Origin of the sequence: Rheinheimera baltica (assembly GCF_030731985.1) — a bacterium.
Taxonomy (GTDB): domain Bacteria; phylum Pseudomonadota; class Gammaproteobacteria; order Enterobacterales; family Alteromonadaceae; genus Alishewanella; species Alishewanella baltica.
Genome location: NZ_JAPJDY010000004.1, coordinates 66926 through 79656, shown reverse-complemented (window position 1 = coordinate 79656; position 12731 = coordinate 66926). Strand labels below are relative to the sequence as shown.

8 protein-coding genes are annotated in these 12731 nt (G+C 39.9%); 4 read left to right on the top strand and 4 right to left on the bottom strand.

Annotated elements, in window-relative coordinates:
* The first annotated feature begins 67 nt into the window (after positions 1-67).
* The 4 genes from ORJ00_RS07880 to ORJ00_RS07865 are packed head-to-tail and all read left to right on the top strand — an operon-like array spanning position 68 to position 4942.
* Positions 68-2221, top strand: a complete 2154-nt coding sequence (locus tag ORJ00_RS07880) for a helicase-related protein (RefSeq protein ID WP_306139484.1) — start codon at positions 68-70, stop codon at positions 2219-2221.
* The gene (locus ORJ00_RS07875) at positions 2208-2417 is read left to right on the top strand and encodes a hypothetical protein (RefSeq protein ID WP_306139483.1); all 210 of its coding nucleotides are present in this window, start codon (positions 2208-2210) and stop codon (positions 2415-2417) included. The genes ORJ00_RS07880 and ORJ00_RS07875 overlap by 14 nt, the downstream gene beginning before the upstream one ends.
* Positions 2407-4443 carry an AAA family ATPase gene (locus ORJ00_RS07870; protein WP_306139482.1) on the top strand — a complete coding sequence of 679 codons (2037 nt, stop codon included), beginning with the start codon at positions 2407-2409 and terminating at the stop codon, positions 4441-4443. The genes ORJ00_RS07875 and ORJ00_RS07870 overlap by 11 nt, the downstream gene beginning before the upstream one ends.
* Positions 4433-4942 carry a DNA phosphorothioation-associated 4-like protein gene (locus ORJ00_RS07865; RefSeq protein ID WP_306139481.1) on the top strand — a complete coding sequence of 170 codons (510 nt, stop codon included), beginning with the start codon at positions 4433-4435 and terminating at the stop codon, positions 4940-4942. The genes ORJ00_RS07870 and ORJ00_RS07865 overlap by 11 nt, the downstream gene beginning before the upstream one ends.
* 77 nt (positions 4943-5019) lie before the next feature.
* Here ORJ00_RS07865 and ORJ00_RS07860 read toward each other — a convergent pair whose 3' ends face one another.
* From ORJ00_RS07860 to ORJ00_RS07845, 4 genes are all read right to left on the bottom strand, one after another.
* Positions 5020-7236 (bottom strand): DUF262 domain-containing protein, encoded by a 2217-nt coding sequence (locus tag ORJ00_RS07860; protein ID WP_306139480.1) that lies wholly within the window; start codon positions 7234-7236, stop codon positions 5020-5022.
* 108 nt (positions 7237-7344) lie between these two features.
* The gene (locus tag ORJ00_RS07855) at positions 7345-8160 is read right to left on the bottom strand and encodes a phosphoadenosine phosphosulfate reductase family protein (RefSeq protein WP_306139479.1); all 816 of its coding nucleotides are present in this window, start codon (positions 8158-8160) and stop codon (positions 7345-7347) included.
* Positions 8153-11596 carry a hypothetical protein gene (locus ORJ00_RS07850; protein ID WP_306139478.1) on the bottom strand — a complete coding sequence of 1148 codons (3444 nt, stop codon included), beginning with the start codon at positions 11594-11596 and terminating at the stop codon, positions 8153-8155. Before ORJ00_RS07850 ends, ORJ00_RS07855 begins: the two co-directional genes overlap by 8 nt.
* Before the next feature lies 1 nt (position 11597).
* Positions 11598-12512: a DUF4007 family protein gene (locus ORJ00_RS07845; RefSeq protein ID WP_306139477.1), complete on the bottom strand. Its 915-nt coding sequence runs from the start codon at positions 12510-12512 to the stop codon at positions 11598-11600.
* Positions 12513-12731: the final 219 nt, after the last annotated feature.

Sequence of the window (12731 nt, the reverse complement as noted above, 5' to 3'; positions counted from 1 at the left end):
AGCTTAACTGCAACATAGGAATTGATAGCCTTCACGTGTTTTACGAATATGGAGTATGAGTAACACGATGGAAAGTAAAAGTTTAAAAGATTTAGACCTCAAATCAGTATACCGAAGCAGCACTGATGACATTTTTAATGACTTTTATAAAAGGTGTTTAGATATATCAATTACTTATAGCCGAGCTGTTGGCTATTTTTCCTCAGAAGTTCTTGCAATGAGTGCACAGGGCCTAAGCTATTTGATTCGTTCAAATGGCAACATGAGGCTAATTATTGGTCATCCATTGTCTGATGAGGAGTTTGAAGCAGTAAAACACGGTATTCAGCTAGGTAGCCTACATGATGAGCTTTCAGAAAAGTTGTTAGAAATGCTAACTAATGTTGGGCCAACAACAGAGCGCCTTGAACTATTAGCATGGTTGATTGCATGCAAAAAGCTTGAGATTAAATTTTCACTTCGTCGAGCTGGTATGTACCATGAGAAGATTGGAATATTCAAAGATATATGTGGCAATTCAATTGTATTCTCTGGTTCAGCAAATGAAACACCCAGTGGATTAATTCCCACTCTAAATGCCGAATCAATTAGCGTCTTTGAGAGTTGGCATAATGAGATTTATGAACGATTTGGCAAAGTGTACGAAGATGGTTTCGAAAGGCTGTGGAATAATCAAGAAGAAAACTCGCTCACCATAGAGGTGCCATCTGAAATATACGACAAAATAAGCAATGCTGTGGCTGAAAAAAGGGATTTGATTAGCCATATCGTCGAACATGAAGAGTCGTACTTTTTATCAAAAACTGATTCCAAAATAAACTTACCTTCCATACCTGTGTTTTTAGGTAAAAACAAATTTGAAATTTTTAAACATCAGCGAAGCGCTTTAGAAAACTGGCGAGCGAACGGCTACCACGGCATTATGAAGCTCGCCACAGGTTCAGGAAAAACAATTACCGCAATATACGGCGCAGTAAAGATCTTTGAAGCACATCAAAAAAAGGAAAAGGGACTATCCCTAGTTGTCGCGGTTCCATATATTGAACTTGCAATACAGTGGGTAGAAAATCTTGGTATGTTTGGTGTCATACCAATTCAATGTTTTGAATCAAGTAGCTCATGGTATGGGCGGCTTGAAAACACAATAAATTACTTCAATTCCGGCGTTTTACCATTTTTTGCGGTTGTCGTTGTTAATAAAACGATGACGGCTCCTCATTTCCAAAGTCTTATTGCCAAAGTGGATAAAACATCGTTAATTGTTGTTGGTGATGAGTGCCATAACCATGGTTCGAAAAATATTAATGATTCATTGCCCGACGCTTATTACCGTATTGGCCTGTCTGCAACACCTTTCCGAAGTGATGATGATGAGATCGACTCGCCTTTTCCTAATGAAGCAAAAGAACGATTAGAAGCCTACTATGGCAGCATCGTTGCTGAGTACTCTTTAGGTGACGCTATTCTCGATGGAGTGTTAACACCATACGAGTATCATATTATTCCCGTTTTTTTAGACAGCGAAGAGCAGGATAAATACGATGAATTGTCTCTGAAAATTTCAAAGCTACTGGCAAAGCAAAAATCTCAGCGTCTCGATAAACAAGACAGGGAGTTGTTGATATCTTTGTGTAGTAAGCGAAGCAGACTTATTGGCTCGGCGAAAGGAAAGCTATCTAAACTTTCAGAGTTAACCCGTTTTATAGACTCTAGCGATAGACCTCACACTTTGTTTTATGCGGGAGAAGGTAAACCATATTCCGATGATACAGAAGATGATGTAAAAGTAATCGACCAAGTGTCAGAAGTACTGGGTGGTAATGGTTGGAGAATTTCGCAATTCACGGGATCAGTGTCACGGCAAAATAGAAAACGCATTATGGAATCGTTTAAGGACAAAACGATAGATGCGTTAGTCGCAATGAAAGTATTAGATGAAGGCATTGATGTTCCCGCATGTAAAACAGCATTCATCTTAGCCAGCACTAGAAACCCAAGACAATATGTACAGCGAAGAGGAAGAATACTACGAAGGTACGCTTGTAAAAGTATTGCCAAGATTTACGACTTTGTTGTGTTACCGATTAACAATGGACCAGCAGCAAGAAAACTTAAGGAAGCTGAAGCAGAACGAATAAACGATTTTGCTTTGTTAGCCACCAATAAGATGGATATTGAGAACATCATCAGAGAGTACGGACTATCCTATGACCTCATTTGAAGAAATAGCTAAACAACTATTAGAAGCTGAAAAAGAAGCTGAAAACATTACTGATCCCATTCACGATACTGCCAGAAAGATAGTTAATATCGAGCGCCAGGCTTTTTATGGGGAAGAAGTTGAAACAAGACGGTTAAGCAGGATAAGAGAGATTTTAAGCGATGCTGTAAAAAGGAGTTCAACTGATGAAGCTTAGGAAGTTAGAACTTAAAAATTTTAGGCAGTTCTATGGTCAACAATCAGTTGAGTTTTCAACTGATCGCGAAAAGAACATAACGCTGATTCATGCCGAAAATGGAACCGGTAAAACTGCCTTTTTAAATGCCATATTGTGGTGTTTTTATGAGGTTACAACACAGAACTTTAAAGACCCAAGCAACATACTTAATAAAGTTGCTAAGTCTGAAGGTGATTCTAACTATTTCGTAAAGATTGAGTTTGAAGATGACAACGGAAAAATATATCTCGCTCAGCGAAGCGTAAGCCCACAGAACAAAAACTTTAAAGTCTTTGAATTACAAGGATATTCCTATGCTGAAATCGATACACCAAATTCATTCATCAATTCAGTTATTCCTAAAGATATGGCGAAGTATTTCTTCTTCCAAGGTGAAGGTATCGGGAAAATTTCAAGCGCTAAAGGCGATTCAATTGTAAAACAAGCTATAAGAGAGATATTAGGGTTCACAATTGCTGAAAAAGCATTACAAGATGTGAAAGCCATAAGAAAGAATTATCAAAGTGAAATGGCTAAAGCTGACAAGCAAGGAATAGTAGCTGAGAAGCAAAAAAAAATAACAGCATTAGAAAACCAATTAGCCTCATATAAAGAGGCTATTCAACGCTCTGAGCAAGCTATCTCATATTATGAAGCTACAATCGCCGAGATTGATGAACAACTTCAAAGTAGTGACAGTAAAACGATCCAACAGATTCACAACCTAAGGTTAGAGAAGGAAAAGCAGCTAAAAAGAGAAAAAGGTCTGCAGCAAGATGCCCTCGAAGAAAAAGTAGGATTGATATCGGATTATGCCACTACGGTGTTTGGTTTAAAGCTCGCGCAAACAGCTTTGGATTTTATAGATGAGTCAGAATACAAAGGAACAATTCCTGCACCATACAACGAGCAGCTTGTTCAAGATATCCTTAAAGAAGCCCTTTGCATTTGTGGTGCGGATATTAAACCTGGCACTGAAGCATTTAACAAGATCAATGCGCTTCTGAAACAGGCATCAGATCCCATGCTTGAAAACCGAGTCAGAAAGGCGCGCTCACAGCTCACAAGTATTCAACAAAACGCAATTAAGTCTAAAAAGTTGTTTTCATCTAACATACATAAATTGGCACAAGCTGAAACCAATATCGTTAGATTGACTAAAGAAATTGCTGATCTATCTGTAAAAATACAAGGTCTTACAGATTTAGAGAGTATCAATAATCTTGAAAAGGAACGCTCAAGGGCAAATAACAACCTTCGACAAGAACTTCAATCTCTAGGGAATGCTAAGGCGAAATTAGAAAACAGTGAGAAAGAACTTCCTGCTCTAAAGAATGAAATCAGCAGACTTGATGCGTATTCTTCAGAAATGCTTAAGTATAAAGACCTTGCGTCTTACGCTGAGCAAGTTGAAACATTAATAGATTCTACTTTACAGAATGCCGAAAAAGACGTTGAAAAGAGAATAATTGAAAAAGTTAACAAATACTTATCAATGTTCGTACGTCAAGATTATAAAGCCAAGCTTAACCCACACACCTTTGAAATAAGACTTATTGACAGTAGTGGACACGTTGTAGCAGAGAGTGATGGCCAAGCTCTGCTTCTAAGTCTTACCTTTATCTCATCGCTAATCGAGCTGTCTCGTGAACGCAAGAATGCTAGAGGCCAGATATTGACACCAGGTGCTATAGCGCCATTTGTTGTCGATGCGCCGTTCGGTGATCTAGATAACAAATACAAAGGTCACGTCGCATCAGCAATTCCAAGTTCCGTTGAGCAAGTTGTATTCCTTCTATCCTCTAGTCATTGGGAAGGAACTGTAGAAGAAAACATCCGTGCAAAGGTTGGACTCGAATACAACATGGTCTTAGAGGAACCATCAAGCACGGTAGATAAACAGTCTAATCGCATCTTTGTTTGTGGAAAAGAGTATGACACTGCTCGCTACGGACAGACTATAGAGCGGACTTTGATTGAAGAGGTTGGAAATTATGTCAACTAACAAAGACAAGATGGATTGGCGAAAACGGGGAGTAAAAAGGGAAAGAAATCATGAGCCACTTGTCACGAAGTTAAGTTCTAGTAGAGGCGCTGAAAATCCAATTTTTTCTTTTAACAAAGACTTGATGGTTTTCGCAGGGATGGTCGGGCATTCTCTAGGAAAACGGCGGTCTCTTACTGGTGACACTATTTCAATACTGTTAGAGCAATACGCACCTTCGCCGCCAGCAGCACAATTAGATGCCTATATTTATTTGATTGCTCTGATGGAAGATAAAAACGCTACAGTTCTGAAAGACGAAAATTTAGCTGACGCTATTAAAATCTTTGAAGAGTACTGTAACGCAGGCTTATACGAGATAAAACTTTGGCTTGATGAAAACCCTGGTGATCACGAAGGCATTGATATGCTGTATAAAAAGATATTTGAAAAAATCGTTCAAAATGAAAAAGATTTCTCTAACCAACAATCTAATGAAGCAATAAATGTAGAGTTCTAGATGATTAATAACAAACACGCTCGTACAATGCGAGCGTGTTAAAGTGTAGACATGCGAAAGGTCTGAACTAGTACAAGTTAGCCTTTTGCTGTCAAGCTCATCAACCTTTCTTTAACTGATTGTTCTAAGAGATCAAATCGCTCATCTAGTGCACTTTCTATATCTGTTGCGTTTGAACCAGTGGAAATACTTCCGAATGAGTTTCCAATAAGCAAAGATTTCATCACTATTTTGTTCTGTGGTATGTCCGCAAAGTACCGAGATGGATCCATTGAACTAATTACACTATTTGCTTCACCAGAGATCAAAACCCTGTTCAATGGGCTATTAAGAATGTGGTTAGGATCTTGCCGTATTTCCTCTGTTTTTTGGCCAAGGCCTTTAACTGATCCCAAAGGAATAATGTGATGATCATTAATACCATCCGACGCATTCGCAGGCCAAAGAATAATATCGCCTTGCTCGTTCTTTCTAAATGCATTCAATTTTTTTGTTTCTGTTGCCAATAAATCGTAAGAAGGCTGAACACTGAGAACATATTGTAAAATTAATGCGTGAATCCCTTCTTTGGGATACTCATTCAACTTCTGCATTAAAAGGTTTTTAGATGCAAACTTATCATCTTTAAATATCAGTGATTCTCGTTCTAAGATTTCAGAACCAGTATCATTAACAACCCAATTATACAACTGATTGATATCATCAATAACCACAGCGCTTTGATCATACAAGTATCGTCCTGAGAATGCGCTAGTCCAATACCAAAACTCTACCTTTTTGTGTGCTGAAGGATTATCCCAAAAATGATCCTCCGCAAAAACAAATGCGACAGGTTGAATCATCAACTTATAATGTAATTTATTTGAGTTATAAACACCGCAACGAATCAGCAGAAAGGAAAACGCACGCTGTACCGCGAGTGTAGCCTTTTGTATATATTTTCGGATTAACTCTGTTTCCAAGCTTAGTAGGGTCTTTGAACTTGTGTCCTTTTTTTTCACCTCGAACGAATTTTCAGCATTCTGTTCTATCTCTCGCCTTGCGAGAGCTGTGCATATCGCTAGTATCGTCTTGGATAAATATCCTGAGGGTAAACCATCAGACAAACTATCAAGGTCATTTAAATATAATTTATTTGAACCACCACAGCTAAATGCAAGATAAGAACATAGGCTTACTGGTTGAATAAACATTGAACGAATAAGAGAACTTAAAGAATATGTTTCTTTATCACCTTTAACTCGTTTCGCCACTTTAGCTGCAACCAAATCAAAGTCATCCAATTTCATGCCGCCATCATTCAAATGGCAGAAAATTGGAATAGCTCTGCGGATATCATCAGTTACAAGGCTATTAAGTTTATAATCCTCAAAAATATCTCTTATTAAATAATTAGAAACATTGTTCTGCCAGTTATTTTTGCAAGTTATGAAAATTTTTTCTAACTCTTCTGAGTAAAGGTTACCGCTTTCTTCCTCATACTCATCAATTGTGTCATAACCGTCAAATTGTTGTGCAAAGTCATAGTTTTCTTTGATAAAAGCAAAATTTTCAGCGTGCATATCACGAATAGCTTGCATGTTAATATTCGCGATACCCTCTAAGATCCGATTTATCACGCCAGAATTAGTTCCAATCATAAATAGAGGAACCATGCCATTTTCAATGCAGCTGTTTACAAACTGAGTAATTACTTGAGGCTTTTTTAAGGTCTCTAAAGCTTTTAAGTGGTAATACGGAGAAAACCATTTTGACACGCCTTTACTATTCTTCTCATTGAAGGTTTCGCAATGAAATACATCGATTATGTCATTCGGTTCAAAATGTTCTAAGTGATCTTTTTCAAATAATACTTTTGTGGCATTAAAAAAATCTGTAACACTATCATTTGCTTTACCAGCAACAGGCACACGAATAAACCATCTCACTTTCATAGGGTTTGCTTTTTTTGAAATGAATTCAGTTAATGCGTCCTGATCTTTAAATTGAGAAAAATCGAAGACATCATTAAAAGCGTTGTAAAGTGTTGTGGTTCTCTGTTGCCCATCAAGTAAATACTCGCAAGGCTGCGACTCGTTCACGGTGTATTGTATAGTCTCACCGATTTTCCTGAGTGCAAATGAATCGGATTGTCCTTCAAGTATAAGCGAACTACCAACAGGAAATTTAAGCATAATTGAGGCAAGCAAACTCTGCTGTTTAGCAACATTCCATTTATAGTCACGCTGGAAGTCTGGTAGTAGTAGTATCTGTTCATTTATCTTTTTAAACGTGTCACAGAGAGAGCGTTCCATAGCAACCCTTATAGCCTATACACAATAAATTTAGAGTTTTCGATTTAATATATTATCGACAACTTACCTTAATCTTTTCAATTTTATTTTTAGTAGCACTTTGTATTTCTACAAATGGCAAATCGTACAACCACGATCCCAAAGGTCGTCGTCATCATCAAAAGCATTAGTTTCGGCTTGCTGTTTTAACTGTTCTTGCCAAGACAAATGCTTGTCTTTGTCCTTAGCTTTAGCTTGCCGGTACTTGTCTGCTTGTGATTTAAACTCTTCCAACGATGTACCCTGCATCCAGGTATAACGCTGGCCTGTTTCTTCATTCACTTTTTCGTATTGCGCAGCTTTTTCGTATAGCTCGGGGTGACGGTCTAACAGGCCCACCCACTCGCCTTTTTGCTGGAAAAAACAGAAGTAACAACCAGAACGTGAGCGCCACTGATAATACTTAGGCAAACCAATACCCGATGCTTCCAGAATGTTCTTCACGTCATTCTTAGTTAGGCCATCTTCAATAAAAGGGAACACTACTTCGATGTTAGGCTTACCATCTTTATAGCCTTCACGGTAATGCGCTTCGTCTGCACGAATACCTACGTAATTAATTACCGGGTCATCACCGACAAAACGCTCAAACGGTTTTAACTTCATTTGCACGGTACACCATCGTTGTCTCACGCTAGGAAGAAAGTTACCGTGTATTTTTAGTAAGTCATCGAAGTTGCTATCAGCCTTTAAACGATGGATAGGGCCGATAATTTTTTCCAGCTCGTGCAGGTATTCATATACCTCTTCAAGCTCAGCGCCGGTATCTGAGAAAAAGTACTCTATTTCCAGTTCAGGGTGCTTTTTTCTCATATATAGCGCTAACGCAGTGGAGTCTTTGCCACCGGAGAGCCCTAACACATGACGCACCTTTTTCTCACTCATGAATAACCTGACCTATTAACTTGCTCAATGCTGCGGTTATTACCGCCTCATCAATATCTTGTGCTTTAAGCATCTTTGTAAGCTTATCCGCAAGTTGCTGCGCTTGAACAACTTGTTTATCACTTATTGCCACAGCTTGGCGACGCATTGAGTTATCACTACTCAAACTTTTAATAAAAAATAAGTTACTGCGTATTCTGCTACTGTCTTCTTGTTCTAATAGCTCCATCGCGTCGGCAAAAGCCGCATGAATCTGCCTGAGTCGTTTATTAACGATTTCAACGTCTCTGTCTGTCCACTTTTCTGGGCTAATGCGTCCAACGACAGTTAAAATATCAATCAGCCAATCAACCGGCTCTTCAATATCTGCTTTAAACTTTAGTGCATTAATCAGTAATTGCTCTTCTGACCCTTCAGACAGTAAACCGTCAAACTTGTTACCAAAACTAGAAACATGCTGTTTAATTTGCAGCACATAATCTATTAAGTCAACCGAAGTATCTCGACTTATTGAAAAAGCATTCCCTAGCTGCACGGCAAAATACTGCAGCATTTTGCTATAGCTGCTCTTTATTTCTTTCACTGCATTAACTAGCTGATCAAGACCTACAGCAACAGATTCATGTTTCGTCGCATCAATATTGAAAATGTTTGGTAATGCTTCTACCAACACGCGCTGCGGGGTATTAGAGGTTTTAACCGCGTGCCGCAATCGTCTTGCAGGCTCTGATAAGCTTTCTGTATTTTGCGTATAAGGATGTGCCGTCAAAATAGGCGTCATTATTTGCTTGGTAAGATCTAGTAAACTGTAGTCGTCTATTTGGAAACCCAACTTAGCAGCTAAAGCATCTAAGTAACGTTCTTGTGTGTTGGCCTGTGTAAAAAACTGTACCTTAAAGTATTTATGATTCTTTAAGAATATCTGCAGGCGCATTGGCGTTAGGCCGTCAGGTTGATATACGCCTTCTTCAAATATTGCAAGTTTGTCTTGCCATAACATCATGGCTGTAATACAGAAAATCGACAACACACCTGGTTTAACACCATAAGGCGGCTTAGTTAGTTTGGCTTCTAATTCGTCAAAGCCTTTGGCGCCTGTCTTCGTTGATTCAAAAAAGTCTTTAATTTCTTGCCATACCGGCAGGATATTAGTGTTGTCACACGCAGCATCAGGCTCAGCAAGTACAAAGCTGTCGCCAAGCTGCTTGTGCATGCCTGATTCGCGGAAGATTGCTAGATACATGCCCTTTTCTGGCGGGAATTTTTCAATGCCAAAGGCCTCTTTGTCACTATGCTGCTGCATCGCTAACAGCAAGTTTTTCTTACCAAAGTTGGCTTGTGGTGAGGGCGCTTCGCGGTTGATTAACTCATTCCGAATAATAGGTGCGCTAACATAAACTTCATTCAGTACATGACTTAGTAAAGATTGCAGTGAGCGACGATTGCTAATATCCACGGCACCAAGTTTGTTTTTATCACCAGCTAACGCTGAAGCAAAAAATTGTGCCTTAGTAGTGTCTTCAATAACCTGTTTTAGCACTTTGCGCTGATACATCTCGGCCGCATAAAGCCTGTCACTGAATTCTCGCAGTGCTACCCTGTCTTCTTTTAATAGCTGCTCATACTGCTGTACTTGCTTCAATGCCAGCACTTCTAAAACAGCATCAGCGATAACAGTGGCGTTTGGCCAGAATAGTAATACATCGGCATTACGCTGAGCACTTACAAATTGCTTAACAATGCTATTCACCTGCTTTTGATCTTCAGCACCTTGCAGCAGAAAAATAATCAGTCTTGGCTCATCGCTGCATTCGAGCAGTTTTTTATAGCTACTAATGTCAGAGAAAACCGGCATAAAATAACGTAGTGCCGCTTTTTCAAAGCTGTGCTTACGCGCAATGATTGGCTCTAATGGGCTTTGAGTATTAAGCCGCTCAGCCAAACTGAACTGGCCTATTTCGTTTTTGGCTTTTTCTGTTGCACCGTCTAAATCAAAATCACTACCTTGCCAAACTGCATATTCCTGGCTGTAACGTCGAAACACGATAAGAGATTTGCCGACTAATACTTGCTTAGCGGCTTCAAAAGCAGAACCAAGTAACAGCTGTAATAATTCTTCAGACGCTTTAAAGCCGCCTCGTACACCAATAATATTTAATAAACCTATGGCTTTGAGCAGGCTTACTGCGTCAGCCTCTGCATCACCTAAACGGTCAACTGCGCTTATCACCTCATACCAACGTTTTTGCGTTAAGGTATCGGTAATAGCACCTGATTGGTTAGCAATAAAGTAATCGTAAATGCCGTCTAAGCCGATAAAGCCGTTTTTACTATGTTGTGCAAGTTCGCGAAAACCAAAGGGTTCATGGCTGCCAATAAATGAAAACAGCGTGCGTTCGTTTTGCGCAACCTTCTGGCATAACTGTGGTAGTACCAATGCCGTAATTGGGTGTAATGGGTAGCACTGCTGCAAAAGCTCAGTTAGAGCTGTTTCGTCTAGGCTGGTTTTCAGTAAATCATTGGCTAAAAAGTAGCGGGCCGCAGCGCTGATTTGTTTGGCATAAGCAGCTTTTTCTATATCAGATTGTTCGTAACTAAAACTGTTTGCCAGAATTTTTAGTGTTTGCTCAGTGCTTTCTAAAAATGGAATGGTTTCAAATCGGCCCTGAATTTTGCTCCACTCTTTTTTAAGCGCATCACTCATACCCTTGGCATATTGATCAAACGCCTGATGCAATAAGACGAAAAACAAAATTCGGCCATGCTCAGAACCTTTACTGGCCTCAGCAATAATTTGCAGTAAGTGAATATCTTCACTGTTGCTGTGGCGCGCATCGTACTCAAGAAACTTACCAAACTCGTCAAGTATCAGCAGCAAACCTTGGCCACCTTGAGCGTGAAAACGCTGCTGCAATAGCATTAGCACGTGCTTTATATCCTCATGGCTATAATCACGCTTTCTCAGCTCATCAATCGTTTCAACTACATCAGCCATCTTATTGTTTTTCATGGCCGCGCTGCGTACAGCTTCCATCAACCGGCGTGACAACGGCTCAGGGTTACCACTTAACACTAGCGGTAGGTAGCCACCGGCTCTAAGGTGAGCTTGATAGCCATTAGCTAACTCAGTATCAGCCTGCGTTAACACGCTAAGTGCAGTGTTCTGCGACGAAGTATCTTTTGCTGCCAATAACTGTGTTAAAAACACCGCAAAACTAGATTTACCTGAGCCGTAGGGGCCAATCAGTGAAAATGCACAGGTTCGTTTGGCGCTATTGGCGCTATCAAGTAAGCGACTCAATGTTTCTTTTGCGCGAGCCGTTGGAATATAAGCGCGTATCACCTCTTCGTCAGACAAGTCACGTTCAACGTTGACCGAACGCGAGTAGTAGGTGTTTATTGTGAGTGCTTTTAACACTTTATTTTTATTACGCATTTTAACCTTGGTAGTAATTTTTTAATGACAGGTCGCGCAGTTCACTGACGCTTTTGGCACCCTCGCGGAAGTACAATACCCAGTTACCTGCTTGTTCTTTTAACTCAAGCTGCTGCGGATATTCGCGCTGCATGCGTTCTAACATGGTTATCGTGCCGCTTTGCGATAAGCAAAAACAACTTGCCGGCCCAGGTAGGCATTCCTGCCCTTTCATTAAATCAGCTAATGAAACAGAAATATCGGCACCTTTGTCCCGTGCAAAATCACTTACCACGCGGCAGAAAACATGTGTATCAAGCTCCGGTTGGTCAGTAACCGGTTTGATATAACGATGATCTGATTCGCTGTACTGAGCTAAAGCAAGCTGCGCCATAGGGTTGTCAAAGCTGTCTTCTATTGAATCCCTTTTTTTACGCTGAGGTGCATACATGCGCAGCACCATATTGATGTCTTTATCTAACGACGAATCACTTACCGATACACCTAAACGACCGCGGCAAAAATCTTTAAATGCCGTAGCAACTTCATCATAGCTAAAAGATAAAGCGTGATAGCGGCCAAAAAACCAATAAAAGGCTAGCGCTAGGGTTGGATTTTTACATAGTTGCCAGTGAATTAACTGTAATGATCCATCATCTTCAAGGTAAGGATCATACTCTTCTAAAATGGCCTTGCCAAAGTCAGTCACGGTGTATTCATTGCCCGGTTTATCAATAACATCAGAAGCTTGCAGCCAATAAAAAATAGCATTTACCATATTTTTACCAACGCCAAGCCTAACCGTAGCGTGATCATCGGTAAACGCTGAAGCTCCTTGTTCGCTTTTAAAAGCATGAAAACCTTTAGGTAACCAACTGTATCTTAAGCCAAAGGTTTCATGGCGAGCAAAGCTGGGTTTTAGATCTTGATAAGCCATATTCCAACACTTAGTTATTCTGCGGTACAGATTAGAATGATCTGTAAAGATAAACAGTGATTCTAGCGGAACGAGCCGCCATGTTAAACACATAATTGCTGTCTAATGCACTACCACCAACTTATACCAAGCACCGTGCTACACCAACCATATTAAGGTGCGGTACCCACCTGCAGGCACCGAAAGCCCAACATCAAACCTCATTTTGTTTATAATGCT

Coding starts and splice junctions, on each gene's coding strand:
- ORJ00_RS07880 (WP_306139484.1), top strand. CDS start 68: ATGGAAAGTAAAAGTTTAAAAGATTTAGACCTCAAATCAGTATACCGA.
- ORJ00_RS07875 (WP_306139483.1), top strand. CDS start 2,208: ATGACCTCATTTGAAGAAATAGCTAAACAACTATTAGAAGCTGAAAAA.
- ORJ00_RS07870 (WP_306139482.1), top strand. CDS start 2,407: ATGAAGCTTAGGAAGTTAGAACTTAAAAATTTTAGGCAGTTCTATGGT.
- ORJ00_RS07865 (WP_306139481.1), top strand. CDS start 4,433: ATGTCAACTAACAAAGACAAGATGGATTGGCGAAAACGGGGAGTAAAA.
- ORJ00_RS07860 (WP_306139480.1), bottom strand. CDS start 7,236: ATGGAACGCTCTCTCTGTGACACGTTTAAAAAGATAAATGAACAGATA.
- ORJ00_RS07855 (WP_306139479.1), bottom strand. CDS start 8,160: ATGAGTGAGAAAAAGGTGCGTCATGTGTTAGGGCTCTCCGGTGGCAAA.
- ORJ00_RS07850 (WP_306139478.1), bottom strand. CDS start 11,596: ATGCGTAATAAAAATAAAGTGTTAAAAGCACTCACAATAAACACCTAC.
- ORJ00_RS07845 (WP_306139477.1), bottom strand. CDS start 12,512: ATGGCTTATCAAGATCTAAAACCCAGCTTTGCTCGCCATGAAACCTTT.